The following is a 16,447-nucleotide window of genomic DNA, read 5'->3' as shown; positions in this document are numbered from 1 at the left end:
AATAAACAGTCGCCAAATAAAAATCAATATTTGTAATATCTTGTTTAGTTTCTAGTGCATATTGTTGGATAAATTCTTCCCTTGTATAAAAGCCTGGATTTGCAGTAATAGAATATAAACTATCTTTTAATAATGGAGAATCATCGTGTTGAGTCCAGTATGCTAGTGCATTTGCAAGATCAAATAAAGGGTCTCCTATAGTTACCATTTCCCAATCAAGTATAGCTTTAATTTCCTTTAAATCAGGAGATAATACAATGTTATTAAGTTTATAATCATTGTGAACGATGGATACATTTGTTGATTGTGGGGTATTCTCAGTTAACCACTGTTTTACTTCATCATAGTAAGGAACATGATGTGTTTTCGCTTTTTCATGGCGTTTAATCCAGCCATAGACTTGACGTTCCAAAAAACCTTCAGGGTGGCCGAGATTTTCCAGTCCGATTTTTTTATAGTCAAGTTGATGAAGCTTAACGAGTGCCTGAACAGCTTCCTTGGAAATATGTTTAAGTAGCTCGTCAGTAACTGTAATGTTACTTGGAAACTCTTTATCAAGTACCGTTCCTTCTTTATATTCCATAACGTAAAATGGTACACCAAGTATACTTTCATCATCACAAAATAAATAAGCTTCAGGAACGATAGGAAAATGCTTATAGATTTTACTTAGAAAATTATATTCTCTTTCCATGTCATGTGCCTTTGGTGGTAATGGGCCATTAGGAGGTCGCCTAAGTACTGCTTTCCAATCCTCATATTTAATCAAATATGTGTAATTAGCCATCCCAGCAGAAAATTGCTGTACTGCTAATTCGGTATGTTCAGGAAGTTCTAAGTGCATCACTAAGTATTCCGTTAGTTTTGTTCTGTTGAAATCTTGTCCATCTCTTACAGCTATAATTTCTTTATTTTCATTCAAATATTCTTCACTCCTATTTTTCTATATTATTTATCTTTGTGGTAAGATGAACATTCTATTTTCCTAATAAAGTTCCCCCATCAATTGCTAATGTTCTACCAGTAATATAAGAAGACTTTTCAGAAGCTAAAAATAATATCGTCTCTGCAACCTCTTCTGGTTGACCAATTCTTCTCAAGGCGTTTGCAGTAGAAAGCGCTTCCCATTTTTGGGATTCTTTCCAATCTTTCACTATTGGTGTATCAATAATACTTGGAGCTACTGCATTTACTCGAATTCCATGTTTTCCGTATTCTAAGGCAGTAGTTTTTGTTATTGCAATGACGCCACTTTTAGCTGCGCTATAAGCGCTCAGGAACTTTTGTCCTTTGATTCCAGCGATACTAGATACATTTACAATCGTGCCGCCACCATTTTTAATCATTTCTGGTAACGCGTATTTCATACCAAGATATACACCATTTAAACAGACATCAATAATTTTATACCAGGTACTTTCATCTGTTTTGTGTAGGAGCGTTTCTGCATTGGAAATTCCTGCATTGTTTATTAATGAATCAACACTACCCAACGTATCAACAGTGTGTTGGATCATATTTTTAATATCCTCTACTTTCGTAACGTCAACTTTTAATACTTCTGCAATTCCATTGTTTTGTTTTATGATTTTTGCCGTCTCGTTTGCTGATTCCTCGTTCATATCCGTTACCATTATCTTGGCGCCTTCTTTTGCGAGTCTAATGGCAGTAGTTTTACCAATGCCACTTCCTCCACCTGTCATAATCACTGATTTTTTTTTCATTTCTATTCTCTCCTCCTCATATTTTCAATACAATTGCTAATTTGTATAGTCAATTGGATGACATTCTAGCCAAAGTGAAATTTGTATCATGAATATCTTATAATTAATTGAATTAATTGTAAAGTTAATTATGTATATTATGAATTTTATAATTATGAATTCATTGAATGATGGAAACAAACAAATTGATAACATCTTAATTTATATGTAATTTTAACTAATCTATTAAAGTGATTTTTAAATAATATAAAAAGTCAGAAAATAATCTTGACATCTTCTACTTATGATAGTAATATTCATACTAATAATTCATAAAATAAACTATTATTTAAATTTTGTGTTTCAATTTTCGGAATTAGTATTGGGATACTGTCTAAGATTACTCTCAGGAAAGGATTTAGAAAAGAAAGAATAGATTAATGATTTTACTTTATTAGATTTGAACATAAAGGAGGATGTAAAAATGTATGAAACACTTAAAACAAATTTAGAAGAAGGTATTATGATAATAACACTTAATCGACCAGAAAGATTAAATGCATTAAATATGCCAATGATTGATGAATTGTTAGATGCTTTAAACAAAGCTGATGAAAATGATGATGTGAGAGTCATTATTATCACTGGAGAAGGTAGAGCGTTTTGTGCAGGTGCTGATTTAGATAAAGACGGGGATATCTTTAAATCAGATTTACCAATGGAAGATACTAGAGATGGTGGCGGTTTAGTTACTTTACGAATTTACGATTTAAATAAACCAATCATTGGAGCAATCAATGGTCCAGCAGTAGGATTTGGTGCAACTTTAACACTTCCAATGGATATACGGATTATCTCTGAAGATGCAAAAATGGGATTTGTTTTTGCACGCAGAGGGATAACACTAGAATCTTGCGGTGGTTGGTTTCTACCAAGGTTAGTAGGTATAGAACAAGCTATGGAATGGGTTTCCACAGGTCGTGTGTTTTCTGCAAAAGAAGCATTTGAAGGTGGTTTAGCAAGTCGTATTGTACCAGCTGATAAATTACTTGATACAGCAAAAGAGTTAGCAAGAGAAATTGTGGGTAACACTTCTCAAATATCAGTAGCATTGAATAGACAACTAATGTGGAAGATGCTTGGAGCAGATCATCCTATGGAAGCTCATAAAATAGAGTCGAAATATATTTATTGGACAGGGAGAAATGCAGATGTTGCAGAAGGTGTTAATGCGTTTCTTGAAAAGCGTAACCCAGAATTCAATATGAAAGTGAGTACAGATTTACCAGAATTTTATCCTTGGTGGAAGGAACGTACATTTAAGTAGTTTTTAATTTAATGGAAGCGTTTTCTAAGATGGACTAAATAATTAACTATAAAATTAATAGGAGGGTATTTATATGGATTTTTCATTTACTGAAAAAGAGGAATCTTTTCGCGATGAACTAAGACAATGGTTAGAAGCGAATTTGCCAGAAGGATGGTTAGAAGGGAAGAGGGAAATCCCTGAAGGCATAGAAGAACAAAGAAAGTTCTTTAAAGGTTGGCAAAAAAAATTGTTTGAAGGAAATTGGAGTGGCATTTCATGGCCTAGGGAATACGGTGGTAGAGGAGCTAGTTTGATAGAAGAGGTTATTTATGAACAAGAAATGGCTAGAGTAAAAGCGCCGCCGCAAATTAATGCTATTGGTGTCGCTATGGTTGGTCCTACATTATTACAGATTGGTACAAAAGAGCAAAAAGAAAGATATGTACATAAAATCTTAAATGGTGAAGAAATTTGGTGTCAAGGATATTCAGAACCGAATTCAGGGTCTGATTTAGCATCTCTGCAAACGACAGCAGTTAAAAAAGGCGATAAATGGGTAATCAATGGTCAAAAGATTTGGACCAGTGTTGCTCACTTGGCAGATAGGTGTTTTGTTCTAGCTCGTACGAAAAACACTGGAAAAAAGCACGAAGGAATCACAGCTTTTCTAATCGATATGGAACAAGAAGGTGTTGAGTTAAAAGGTATTCGATCAATTGATGATAGAAAAGATTTTAACGAAGTTTTCTTAAATGATGCTATTGCTTATGAAGCCGATGTTGTTGGAGAAGTGAATGACGGATGGAGAGTTTCATTAATATTATTAAGTCATGAACGAACTGGAGTTGCAAGACAAATTTTTCAATTGCAAAAAACGTTTGATGAAGTTGTGGAGCTTGCTAACACAATGGAAAGGGGTGGGGTTCGATTAATTGAAAATCCTATTATTCGACAAAAGATTGCGAAGCTAAAGGCAAAATCAAGAGGACTCCTATTAAACTATTATCGTAATTTAACAAATACGATTAAAAGAGGTTATCCGGGTCCTGAAGGATCAATGGAGAAATTAGGAGCAAGTGAATTAGGTCAAGAGATTTATGACTTTGCTTTGTCACTCCATGGTTCGGCCAGTACGCTTTGGAAGAATGATGCATTAGTTTCTGGAGAATGGCAGCGACATTATTTACGTTCACGTGCATATACGATTGAAGGTGGCACATCAGATATACAAAGAAATATAGTGGCAGAAAGAGTCCTTGGATTGCCTAAGGATATTAAGTATTAAGTAATCTAGCTCGTGCTTATATAAAAAATAAAGGGTGATAACATGCAATTTCTTAATCTTCATTCAGGTTTGTCCGTTTCAGCGAAAAACAAACCGCATGAAACTGCAATAACTTTTGAAAATGAGAAGTTAACATACTTAGAATTGTATAACAGGGTGAAATCAATTGGTCATTCTTTAATGGCAAAGGGGATTGGCAAAGGAGATCACGTTGTTTTATACATGCGAAACAGATTGGAAACGGCAGAGATATATTTTGCTGTTTCTATGATAGGGGCAGTATCTGTACCAATAAACTATATGGTAAAAGGTAATGATTTAACTGCTTTAATAAATAAATCAGATGCAAAACTTGCTTTTATAGAGACAGATTCATTACAAGACTACAATACAGTTCTAGATAGTTTAGATTCGTTAGATGCAAGCAAAACGGTTTTGCTCAGTGACGAGGAAGTAGCCACCGAATTTGTCAGCTATCAGTTTTTTAACGTTGGCAAATTTGATGAAATTAATATAGAAGTTGGACAAGACGATTTAGCATGTCTTATGTATTCTTCAGGAACTACTGCTTTACCAAAAGGTATCATGTTAACACAAGGTGCCATGTTAATGAGAGTATTAAAAATCCCATTTGAGTGGAGTGTCAATTATAAAAGTGTCTTTTTAATTACTGTTCCTCTTTATCACAGTATAGGTTGTAACATATTATATATACTTTCGGTATTAGGAATACGGATAGCCGTAACACGAGAATTTGGCCCTGAAAAAACTTTACAAGTTATACAAGACGAAAAAGTAACACATTCCGTTTTCGTACCTACACAATATATTTTAATGTTACAGCAACCGAATCTGAAGCAGTATGATTTATCTTCTTTAGTACGATTGATTTCTGGAGGTGCACCAATTACAGAGCCAACAAAAGCTTCCATTATAAAAGAGTTCAACTGCAAGTTTAGTGAATTTTTCGGTAGTTCTGAGACCGGTGCTTATATATCTTTGCGACCAGATTCAGTCCTGAGTAAATCTACTTCTATTGGACAACAGGCAGAGGATGCTCAAGTGAGGTTATTAGATGAAAACGGGAACGATGTTGGTGTGAATGAGGGTGGAGAGTTCGCAATCAAGAGTAGCACTCTATTTAAGGGTTATTATAATCAGCCAGAAGAGACGGAAAAATCCTTTATCGAAGGTGGTTGGTTCCTAACAGGTGATATGGGGAGAGTCGACGAAGACGGGTACTATTATTTACTCGATAGGAAAAAAGATATGATTATCAGTGGAGGAGTAAATATATACTCTAAGGATATAGAAGAAATTCTATTTAAACATCAAGCAGTTCTTGAAGCGGCTGTAATTGGTATTCAAGATGAAGTATGGGGCGAAAGTGTAAAAGCTTATGTTGTCTTAAAAGGTGAAACGGAGATAACAGAAGAAGAACTGATGGATTATTGTAATAATCAGTTGTCAAAATACCAAAGAATAAAAGAACTAGAATTTGTGGCGGAATTTCCACGAAACCCATCAGGAAAAATTCTTAAAAGACAATTACGTCCTGTTAATTAAATGCTTTATCTAGGACAAGGAATAACATCTTCTGTTTATAATAGATACTTTTACAAAAGGTGGGATAGTTGTGAGCCGGTTTATTTCAGAGATTAAGGTCGACGAAGAAGATCTTGATATATTTAATCATGTCAATAACCTTGTCTTTATAAAGTATTTAGAGCGAGCAAGGTTTGATTGGTATAACAAACATGATTTTCAAATAGAAACATTGATAAATAAAGGATTGGGCTTTGTACTTCGCAATATAGAAGTTTCATTTATTGGTGAGGGAAGATTGGGTGATGTTTTAACAATTGAAACATCACCGTATAAACGTGGGAATACTAGTTTCACAATGAAACAAAACATATCCAATCAAAGCGGAATCCTTATAACGGAAGCTCAAACAACTAGTGTGATGATTGATATGAATAGGAGAAGACCAATCCCTTTAATAGAGGAAATAGGTAAGCACTTTGGTTAATTGCATACTAAAACTATAAAAAAACAGGAGGTCAATAATGGATAGAAAAGTTGTTGTAATAACTGGTGGTGGAAGTGGTTTAGGTAAAGGAATGGCCGAGAAATATGTAAATGAAGGATGGAATGTAGTCATTTCAGGTAGAACAGTTGAAAAACTTGAAAATGCGAAGAAGGAAATTGAAACATTTGATAATCAAGTACTGACATATGGTATGGATGTTAGAGAGCCAGAGCTTGTAAAAAATATGGTTGATGCAACAATTGAAAAGTTTGGACGTATTGACTTACTAATTAATAATGCTGCGGGTAATTTTATTGTTGATTCTGAAGACCTTAGTCCAAATGGATGGAAGTCGGTCGTTGAAATTGTATTAAATGGCACATGGTTTTGTTCTCAAGCAGTTGCTAAACAATGGATTAAGGATGGCACCAAAGGATCGATTTTAAATATTGTTGCACCATGGCCAGGTGGAGTCCCAGGCGTTGTTCATTCGACATCAGCGAAGGCAGGGGTATTGGCAATGAGTAAGACATTGGCCGTAGAATGGGGAAAGAAATATGGAATTCGTGTAAATTGTATTGCTCCAGGTGGGATTGATGATACAGAAGGAGTAAAAAGATTGATGCCAACAGAGGAATCTTACAAGCAAGCTGTCAAGAATGTTCCATTAGGAAGATTTGCAAAGTTGGAAGAAGTGGCAGGTATTGCGTATTTCTTATCTTCTCCACAAGCTGAATATATTAATGGCGAGTGTATTAATATTGATGCGGGAGAGCATTTAGCACAAGTTGACTTTTTGAGTCATTTAAGTAAAGGTGCTTCGGTTAATTAATTTAAGTAATCATTTTAAATAAAAACATAAAAATAGAGGTGGGTCATGAAAAAACATAATAGAATTATAACAATAATAATGGGTATCGCATTTATGTTGTTATTAGTTGCATGTGGAAATAATGAAACTTCATCTTCAGAAGGAGAAGTAAATGCTGAAGAAAATGATGAACAAGTTTATAAATTGACGATGAACTCTCAGTTAACACCTGCTGTGGAAGGAACACCAACGCATCTTGGGACGGTTGGTTTTATAGAACGTGTAAATGAAAGAACCGATGGTAGAGTAGAAATTGAAGTGTTTTATAATAATCAATTAGCTGGTCAATCTGAATCATTGGATGCATTGGCAAGAGGAACAATTGATTTTCAAGTTACTTCTCCAGTTTCTTGGGCTGATAGAATTCCAGAAGGTGACGGAGGAAATTTACCGTTCGCTTTTCAAGGTGAAGAGTTTGTACAACATCTTTTACGTGAGACTGAATTTGGATCACTATATCATGAAGCGTTAGAAGATTATGGTGTAAAACCATTGCATTATTTTCATACAGCATCTGCTGGCTATTTGACTACTAAACCTATTGCGAGTGCAGATGATTTTTCAGGTGTGGTGCTTAGTGGTCCATCTCCTAAAGTATCAGATTATTATTCTTCCTTAGGAGCCGGGGTTGCCTCTGTTTCTTTTGCAGATTATTATGAAGCTCTACTAAGAGGGACGATTGATGGGATTACTTTCCCATATTATTCACTTGAAACATATGGATTACATGAAGTTGTTGATTATATAACTGTTCCAGGAGAAGTAGACCCTGCCCTTTCTATGATGGTAGTTAGTCTTGAAGCTTGGAATAAATTACCTGCAGATTTACAGGGAATTGTTTACGACGTAGCAATGGAAATTGAGCAAGAAACAATGGAGCTGTCAAAAGAGTTCACAAAAAGTGGTATTGAGTTCGCAAGAGAAAATGGTATTGAAGTTATTGAGATGACGGAAGAAGCTTATAATGAATTAAGACAAAAAGGTAAAGAAACATATTGGGAAGATTTTGCCCAACAAAACGAACGAACAGCTAAAATGGTAGATGCACTGGTAGGAGCAATAGAAGAGTATGAGGAATCTAGTGGCAGATCATATGATGATTATTTAGAAATCTATAGATGATATTAGTAAATGAGAGCAAAACATTTAATAATTAATCACTTCAATTGGTTAATTGAAGGACAATAAAACATGTTTTTCTCAGTTAGATAAATTAAATGGGGTTTTGAAAATGTAAAGAAAACAGGAATTAGCATCCAAAAGTATTTGATTTTATTAACGTTGTTTGTTAATTATCCCTCTAATGAGAGGGATAGAGCTATCGACAGTGCCCAAGATGCAATATGTAAATTCACTTTGTAAATGAATAGAATCATCAAGGAGAGTTCATAATTTAAAATGTATATTTGGGAAACTGAAGTTGGGATTTATAAATGAATTAAATAAATGAGAATGGGGTTGTCAGATGAGTAGTAAATTCACGAAAATTATATCAACAACCATGAGTATTTTAATTCTTTGTATATTAGTTGCTTGTAGTGAAGAAGCTCCAGCTGAAGATAGTGAAGCTAGTGAAGGAACTGAAAATGAAGTTTATAAGCTAACAATGAACTCTCAAAATGCCCCAGCGGTTGAGGGCACCCCTTCACATCATGGGACAGTTGAATTTGTAGAGAGAGTAGAAGAAAGAACCGATGGGCGAGTTGAAATTGAAGTCTATTTTAATAATCAGTTAGCAGGTCAATCAGAATCACTGGAAGCGTTAACTCGTGGAACCATCGACTTTCAAGTGATTTCTCCAGTAGCTTGGGCAGATCGAATTCCTGAAGGCGATTGGGGGAACCTTCCTTATGCTTTCCAAGGTGAAGAATATTTGCATCATTTAGTTCATGAGACAAAATTTGGTGAATTGTATACAGAGGCTTTTGAGGATTATGGTGTAAAGCCACTCCACTTTTATCATAGTTCTGCTGCAGGATATTTAACAACTAAACCTATAGCAAAACCCGATGATTTTTCTGGAGTAGTGCTTAGTGCTCCGTCCCCAAATATATCAGACTTTTATTCATCAATGGGAGCAGGTATAGCATCGGTATCTTTTGCGGATTATTATGAATCATTACTAAGAGGAACAATCGATGGGGTTACTTTTCCATATTATTCACTCGAGACTTATAACTTATCTGAGGTGGTTGATTATATCACAGTACCAGGTGAAGTAGATCCAGCTCTTGCTAGTGTTGTAGTTAGTTCTAGCACATGGGATAAGTTACCGAGTGATATACAAGAGATTATTTTAGAAGTTTCGATGGAAATAGAGCAAGAAACTATGGAAATATCAAAAGAATACACAAAAAGTGGTGTACAGTTTGCTAGAGATAATGGTATTGAAGTAATTGAAATGTCAAAAGAAGATTATAATGAATTAAGAGAAATTAGTAGGGAGACTTATTGGTCGAAATTTGCAGAGAAAAATGAGAGAACAAAAGAAATGGTGGATATATTAATAGACACAATAGAAGATATTGAAAAGTCAGATCTACAACCTTACGAAAAATATTTGGAAAATTACAAATAAAAATGAACTAAATTTATTAGGTAAGAACAGATTTTGATTAATGTACAACGAAATAGACTTTTAAGTATATACAGGAAATTAAACATAAAACTTGAGGTGAGCATTATGGAAAGATTAATTAAAATGACTCTTACAATTATGGCCATATCATTTCTATTTATAATAGTTGCTTGTTCGGATGATACTTCAACAACTTCAGAAGGTGAAGATACTGTAGAAGCCGTAGAAGGTAAAGAAGAAGTTTATAAACTAAAATTGAACTCAATTAATTCACCGCATGCGGATTTAGAGTCACCAGCTGCAGTTGCTACTATTGGATTTGCTGAAAGAGTTGAAGAGCGAACGGATGGTAGAGTGGAAATTGAAATCTTTTATAACAATCAGTTAGCGGGGCAATCAGAAGCATTAGACGCCTTAGCGCGTGGAACCATTGATTTGCAAGTATTTTCCCATGCTGCATGGGCTGATAAGATTCCGGAAAGTGATTGGGGTTCTTTACCATATGCTTTTCAAGGTGAAGAGTCATTAAGTCATTTACTAAATGAAACAGAATTTGGGGATTTGTATGCAGAAGCTTTAGGTGAATATGGAGTAAAGCCGTTACACATTTATTATAGTTCTGCAGCGGGTTATATGTCGAATACTCCAATTGCTAAAAAAGATGATTTTTCTGGAACTGTACTCAGTGGACCTTCTCCGAATATAGCTGATTATTATTCTTCTTTAGGAGCCGGAATAGCATCAGTTTCATTTGTTGAATATTATGAATCATTATTAAGAGGAACGATTGATGGAATCACTTTCCCATATTACACACTTGATGTGCACAATCTTCATGAAGTTGTTGATTATGTGACTATCCCTGGTGAAGTAGATCCAGCAATTTCTGGAATAGCAGTTAGTCAGAGCACTTGGGATGATTTACCTAGTGATATTCAAGAAATCATTTTAGAGGTGTCGAAAGAAGTCGAAGCAGAAACACTTGGAATATCAAAACAATATACACAAAGCGGTATTCAATTTGCAGAAGAAAATGGTGTTGAGGTAGTTGAGATGAACGAAGAAGATTACAATGAATTAAGAGAAATAAGCAAAGAAACATATTGGAAGAATTTTGGAAAACAAAATGATCGTACAAAGCAAATGGTAGATATTTTGTTAAAGACAATAGAGGAATTAGATGAGTCTGGAGAATTTTCTTATGAGGAATATGTAGATAGCTATAGGTAATAATTCTGATTAACAAGCAATATATTAATAGAACTAAAAATATTCTGGATACGGAGTGTAAGTTAATGAAATATGAACAAATCCTAAAAGACTTTTCGTGGGATAAAGTTAAGAAACACTACAGTGGCAATCCGGATGAAGTATTTAATATGGCACATGAGGCTTGTGATCGTTGGGCTAAAGACCCTGATCGTATAGCTATATATTGGGAAGATGAAAAAGGTAATGAGGAAGTATGGACCTATTCAAAGCTAAAAGAAAAATCAGATCAGATGGCAAATGCGTTACGCTCATTGGGTATTAAAAAAGGTGATAGAGTTGCAGGATTACTAGCAAAAGATATGGATTTAGTTATTACTATTCTAGCAACATGGAAAATAGGAGCAATTTATGTTCCTCTATTCACAGCGTTCGGACCTGATGCACTAGCACATCGAACATCTGACAGTGGCATAAGTTTGTTGTTAACTAATAGTGAACAAACAAAAAAATTAGAGGAATTAGAATTTGACTTTCAAATATTGTTAGTTGATGAGAAAATTGATGGAAAAACATTTTGGGAGTTTGTTGATTCTCAATCAACAAACTTCGAAATTGAGAAGATAATAGGATTGGAACCGAGTGTCATTCAGTATACCTCTGGATCAACAGGTTTACCAAAAGGTTCAATAGCAGCCCATAAAGGCCTGTATTATCTATATCCGTACTTGAGGTATGCACTTGATATCGATGAAAGTGACGTATTCTTTGGAGCAGCAGATTTGGGTTGGTCAAATGGACTGTTAGCATGTACATTTGGACCACTTAGTTTAGGACAAAAGACAGTTGTTTATAAAGGCCCTTTTATACCTAAACAAATTTTCTATATTCTTGAAAAGTATAAGGTGACAAACTTTAGTTATATTCCAACTGCTTATCGTTTAATGATGGCAGAGGGACCCGAGCTATTGAAAGAATATGATATTAACACCAAAAAATTTAGTAGTGCTGGAGAACCTTTGGATGCTGAAGTTGTGCGGTATTTTGAAAAGAATTTTGGTAGAGCTATCTATGACCATTATGGTGCAACGGAAATAGGTATGATGTTAAATAACTACAATATAACTGATATGAAAGTGAAGCCAGGTTCAATGGGATTACCTTTACCAGGATTTAAAGTAGGTCTTATTAATGAAAAAGGTGAAGAAGTAAAGCAAGGAGAAGTAGGACAAATTGCATTAGCAATTGATGATAACTTTGAATTTATGGGTTATTGGAATAATGAAAAGAAAGCACAGGAGAAAGTGTTTGGTAATTGGATATTATCTGGTGATTTAGCATTGCAAGATGAAGATGGTTATTTTTGGTTCCAAGGAAGAGCGGATGACGTGATTACAAGCTCGGGTTATCGTATAGGGCCGACAGAAGTAGAGGCAACTCTAATGGACCACCCTGCTGTTTTAGAAGCTGCAGTAGTTGGAAAGGCAGATAAAGTAAAAGGAGAAATTGTGAAAGCATTTATTGTATTACAGAAGTCATTCGATTCTACAGAAGAATTATCAAAGGAATTGAGTGAATTTGTTAAGAGTAAGCTATCAAAACATCAATATCCAAGAGAAATTGAGTTCATTGAGGAATTTCCTAAAACACAAAGTGGGAAAACTCAGCGTTTTCTATTAAAACAAAGAGCAAATAGCAGAAATTGATTAATAAACCTTTTTGATATCCGATTTAATTCACTTTTATTGGTTTGAAAATTACACTACAGGAGGGGATTTTGTTGAGTAAATCGCAATTCCAAATGAGCGAGAATGTTAGGGAACTCAGAAGTAAAGTCAGGAACTTTATTGAGAAAGAAGTCATACCTGTTGAAAACGTAATCGTAGAGGGTGGAGAAGAAGGAACTAGGGTACTTAAAGAAGTACAAAAACTAGCAAAAAAAGAAGGCATTTGGGCCCTAGGTTTACCTAAAGATGTTGGTGGCGGTGGTTTACCATTCATGGATTACGTGTATGTTAATGAAATTGTCGGTCGTTCAGAAGCGGCGATGGTGGCACTAGGCACCCACACTGCGCAAGATGGGACGATGTTAAACCTCTATGGTACAGAAGAGCAAAAGAAAAAATGGTTGTATCCGTTGGTCGATGGGGAAATTAATCCATCTGTTGGTTTGACAGAGCCTAATATAGCTGGTTCGGATCCAACGTTAATTGAATCGACAGCGGTTCTTGACGGGGACGAATGGGTAATCAATGCTCATAAATGGTTTACAACAGGTGCTAATAAGGCTGCATTTACAACGATGTTTTGTGTGACAGAACCAGATGAGGAACAACGTCATAAAAGATCCTCAATGATTGTTGTGCCTACAGATACCCCTGGTTATGAGATTGTTCGAGTAGTACCAACAATGGGTCACGCTGGTGGAAATCATTGTGAAATTCGACTGACAAACGTGAGAGTACCAAAAGAAAATATATTAGGTAACCGTGGTGAAGGATTTCTTATTGCTCAAAAACGACTAGGACCAGGAAGAATCTATCACTCTATGAGATGGTTAGGACAAGCACAAAGAGCTTTCGATCTTATGTGCGAAAGAGCGCTTAATCGCTATGCACACGGATCGCTATTGTCTGATAAACAAATGATTCAGAAATTTATTGCAGATTCAGCTACGGAAATTCAAGCAGCTCGCTTGATGACGTTTGAGGCTGCTATAAAAATTGATGAAGGTAGTGAGGCACGGGTTGATATTGCAATGATTAAAGTATATGGAGCAGAAGTTCTTCATAATGTAGTAGATCGAGCGATTCAAGTGCATGGAGCTTTAGGTGTAACAGCGGACACACCTTTAGAGAAAATGTATCGTGAAGCACGTTATGCGAGAATTTATGACGGTCCAGATGAAGTTCATACTGCTTCTATTGCAAAAAGAATTTTGCGTAGCTATAAAAATGGGGAATTCTGGGATCCAGCTAATTTTTAAATGAAAATATATGCCACTTTTTCAAGAAAAGTGGCATATTGAGTTTTAATTCAAAGTGAGGAGAGTTTATCATTGGAAAGTAATGCTGTTTTATTGGATATAAAAGATAATATCGCGACGATTACTTTAAATCAGCCTGAAAAGATGAATGTTTTGTCCATCGAGATTATAGAAGGGTTAACGGATGTTTTAGACCAAGTGAAAAGTGAAGCGGCTGTAAGAGCCGTTATATTAACCGGTAAAGGAAAAGCGTTTAATGCAGGTGGAGATATTAAAAGCTTCCCAAATATTTCAAATGCTGGTGTTGGAAGGGACTTCATGACAAGTTCTATTCAATACTATAAAGATTTAGCATCCCTTGAAAAACCAACAATCGCTGCAGTGAATGGTTTTGCAGTTGGTGCTGGTTTGAGTTTAGCAATATCATGTGATTTTGTAATTGCTTCTGAAAACGCAACATTTAATATGGGATTTAATAAAATGGGGCTCGTTCCTGACTTAGGAGGATTATATTATTTACCGAGATTAGTTGGCTTACAGCGGGCTAAAGAATTAGTATTCTCTGGGCGAAATATTACTGCTAATGAGGCAAAGCAATATGGTATTTGTTTAGAAGTAACAAACAAAGAAGAACTAATGAATAGAGCATGGGAATTTGCCTCAAATATTAGAGATAATACTGGCTATTCAGTTGGATTAACAAAAACAATGCTTAATCAGTCGTTTGAATCATCTCTAGAAGATATCCTTTTTATGGAATCGATGGCTCAAGCAATTTCGTTTACAACAGATGACCATGAAGAAAGTGTGAAAGCTTTTTTTGAAAAAAGAAAACCACGTTTTAAGGGCGTATAAAGGGCTTTGAATGTGTATTGTAGTTATTATTTTTTCTTTTTATTCGTATTTGACTTGACATTCAAAAAATGAATATTTAGAATAATAGTAACTACTAAGAATATAACATAAGGAAGTGGATGTAAATTGTCACTACGCCAAAAGAAAGCAGAAAAGAAAAAAGAAGAAATCATTCAATCTGCATTAAGTATTATTTCTGAAAAAGGATACCATGCAACAACAATGGAAGACATTGCAGCAAAGTTATTAATGACAAAAGGTTCCGTATACTATTATTTCAAAGATAAGCAAGATTTATTATTTGAAAGTCAAAAAATGTTATTGGAACAGAGTATCGCAAATATAGAAAAAGTAGTATTTGAAGATTTACCTCCTGTAGAAAAATTAGACGCAACAATGATTATTCATATGGAGTATTTAATTTCGGAGCGGACAGGATTTACTATGGGTGCAAGACCTGAACAACTATTTGCTGAGGAACAATTAAATGATATTTTAGAGTTAAGAGAGAAGTATAGTAAATATTTTGATGATTTAATCAAGCAAGGAATAGAAGATGGCGAATTTATGGAGATAGACATAAGGCTTGTGAGAAATATCATTTTAGGCGCCATGAACTATATGATTGATTGGTATTCACCAAAAGGTAGCAAAAGCAAGAGTGAATTAGCTGAGGCTATTTCTAATTATCTGTTGAGAATCCTTATTAAGGATCCAAAATAAATATTGCACAATAGAAAAGGGGAATGAAGATGGAGTTAAATCAAGTTTCAGCGGTAATTACAGGAGGCGCTTCTGGTTTAGGGGAAGCTACATTGAGAAACATCGTATCTAACGGTGGAAAGGCAGCTATTCTAGATTTACAAGAGGAGCTGGGAAACAAGTTAGTCGAGGAATTGGGAGAAAATGTTATTTTTATTAAAACAGATGTAACAAATGAAGAAAGTGTGCAAGCTGCAATGGAAACGGCAGTAAATAAATTTGGTAGTATTAACACTCTAGTAAACTGTGCTGGGATCGGTGCTGCAGAAAAAACATATAGTGGTAAAAGAGGCCCTCATGATTTGAGTAGTTTTAATAAAGTAATTCAAGTAAATCTAATTGGAACATTTAATGCAATTCGTCTTGCAGCAGAAAAGATGAGTGAAAATGAGCCGAATGACAAAGGAGAAAGAGGCGTCATTATCAATACCGCTTCTGTTGCAGCTTTTGATGGACAAATTGGCCAAGTTGCTTATAGTGCTTCTAAAGGCGGCATTGTTGGTATGACATTACCAATTGCTAGAGATTTATCATCTCTCGGTATTCGAGTACTTACGATTGCACCAGGGCTATTTGAAACACCATTATTTGCTACAGCTTCAGATAAAGTTCGAGAAGCTTTAGGGGCAATGGTTCCTTTCCCGCCTAGATTAGGCTATCCAGAGGAGTTTGGGCAGTTAGCGCAAAGCATTATCGAAAACCCAATGTTAAATGGAGAAACAATTCGTCTAGATGGCGCAATTCGTATGCAGCCTAAATAAGAATTTAATCTGTTTATACTTTAGAATTAGCACGGGGTAATTTTTCTGAAAATTTTTAATCACGTTAATTTAAAGACTAATTAGAAGGTGCTATTA

At 35.1% G+C, this 16,447-nt stretch carries 15 protein-coding genes; 13 read left to right on the top strand and 2 right to left on the bottom strand.

What is annotated here, in order from left to right:
* Both ACFOUV_RS09685 and ACFOUV_RS09680 read right to left on the bottom strand, forming a co-directional pair.
* A partial coding sequence (locus tag ACFOUV_RS09685; protein ID WP_379496554.1) for a phosphotransferase family protein occupies positions 1–922 on the bottom strand: 922 nt, incomplete at its 3' end.
* A 55-nt stretch (positions 923–977) separates the two neighbouring features.
* Entirely contained in the window at positions 978–1,724 is a 747-nt protein-coding gene (locus tag ACFOUV_RS09680) for an SDR family NAD(P)-dependent oxidoreductase (protein WP_379496553.1), read from the bottom strand.
* Between the two features lie 463 nt (positions 1,725–2,187).
* On the opposite strand from ACFOUV_RS09680, the gene ACFOUV_RS09675 reads away from it, so the two are divergent.
* The 13 genes from ACFOUV_RS09675 to ACFOUV_RS09615 all read left to right on the top strand — a co-directional run bounded on the left by ACFOUV_RS09675 (position 2,188) and on the right by ACFOUV_RS09615 (position 16,351).
* Positions 2,188–3,030 carry a crotonase/enoyl-CoA hydratase family protein gene (locus ACFOUV_RS09675; protein WP_379496552.1) on the top strand — a complete coding sequence of 281 codons (843 nt, stop codon included), beginning with the start codon at positions 2,188–2,190 and terminating at the stop codon, positions 3,028–3,030.
* Positions 3,031–3,103: 73 nt separating this feature from the next.
* Positions 3,104–4,297 carry an acyl-CoA dehydrogenase family protein gene (locus tag ACFOUV_RS09670; protein WP_379496551.1) on the top strand — a complete coding sequence of 398 codons (1,194 nt, stop codon included), beginning with the start codon at positions 3,104–3,106 and terminating at the stop codon, positions 4,295–4,297.
* A 42-nt stretch (positions 4,298–4,339) separates the two neighbouring features.
* Positions 4,340–5,863 carry a class I adenylate-forming enzyme family protein gene (locus tag ACFOUV_RS09665; protein ID WP_379496550.1) on the top strand — a complete coding sequence of 508 codons (1,524 nt, stop codon included), beginning with the start codon at positions 4,340–4,342 and terminating at the stop codon, positions 5,861–5,863.
* 70 nt (positions 5,864–5,933) lie between these two features.
* Positions 5,934–6,329 carry an acyl-CoA thioesterase gene (locus tag ACFOUV_RS09660; RefSeq protein WP_379496549.1) on the top strand — a complete coding sequence of 132 codons (396 nt, stop codon included), beginning with the start codon at positions 5,934–5,936 and terminating at the stop codon, positions 6,327–6,329.
* A gap of 37 nt (positions 6,330–6,366) precedes the next feature.
* Positions 6,367–7,161 carry a 2,4-dienoyl-CoA reductase gene (gene fadH, locus ACFOUV_RS09655; protein WP_379496548.1) on the top strand — a complete coding sequence of 265 codons (795 nt, stop codon included), beginning with the start codon at positions 6,367–6,369 and terminating at the stop codon, positions 7,159–7,161.
* A 45-nt stretch (positions 7,162–7,206) separates the two neighbouring features.
* Entirely contained in the window at positions 7,207–8,322 is a 1,116-nt protein-coding gene (locus tag ACFOUV_RS09650) for a TRAP transporter substrate-binding protein (protein WP_379496547.1), read from the top strand.
* Between the two features lie 343 nt (positions 8,323–8,665).
* On the top strand, positions 8,666–9,778 hold the full coding sequence (locus tag ACFOUV_RS09645) for a TRAP transporter substrate-binding protein (protein ID WP_379496546.1): 1,113 nt from the start codon (positions 8,666–8,668) through the stop codon (positions 9,776–9,778).
* Positions 9,779–9,883: 105 nt separating this feature from the next.
* Entirely contained in the window at positions 9,884–11,008 is a 1,125-nt protein-coding gene (locus tag ACFOUV_RS09640) for a TRAP transporter substrate-binding protein (RefSeq protein WP_379496545.1), read from the top strand.
* A 65-nt stretch (positions 11,009–11,073) separates the two neighbouring features.
* A complete protein-coding gene (locus tag ACFOUV_RS09635; protein WP_379496544.1) occupies positions 11,074–12,693 on the top strand; it encodes an acyl-CoA synthetase in 1,620 nt (539 codons plus the stop codon).
* Positions 12,694–12,767: 74 nt separating this feature from the next.
* On the top strand, positions 12,768–13,973 hold the full coding sequence (locus ACFOUV_RS09630) for an acyl-CoA dehydrogenase family protein (protein ID WP_379496543.1): 1,206 nt from the start codon (positions 12,768–12,770) through the stop codon (positions 13,971–13,973).
* A 72-nt stretch (positions 13,974–14,045) separates the two neighbouring features.
* Positions 14,046–14,828 (top strand): enoyl-CoA hydratase/isomerase family protein, encoded by a 783-nt coding sequence (locus ACFOUV_RS09625; protein WP_379496542.1) that lies wholly within the window; start codon positions 14,046–14,048, stop codon positions 14,826–14,828.
* Between the two features lie 126 nt (positions 14,829–14,954).
* On the top strand, positions 14,955–15,551 hold the full coding sequence (locus ACFOUV_RS09620; RefSeq protein ID WP_379496541.1) for a TetR/AcrR family transcriptional regulator: 597 nt from the start codon (positions 14,955–14,957) through the stop codon (positions 15,549–15,551).
* A 29-nt stretch (positions 15,552–15,580) separates the two neighbouring features.
* Positions 15,581–16,351 (top strand): 3-hydroxyacyl-CoA dehydrogenase, encoded by a 771-nt coding sequence (locus tag ACFOUV_RS09615; RefSeq protein ID WP_379496540.1) that lies wholly within the window; start codon positions 15,581–15,583, stop codon positions 16,349–16,351.
* Positions 16,352–16,447 lie beyond the last annotated feature (96 nt).

Origin of the sequence: Oceanobacillus longus, from assembly GCF_042650085.1 — a bacterium.
In the GTDB taxonomy this organism is placed as follows: Bacteria; Bacillota; Bacilli; order Bacillales; family Amphibacillaceae; genus Oceanobacillus; species Oceanobacillus longus.
This window is presented reverse-complemented; position numbering and strand designations above follow the sequence as displayed.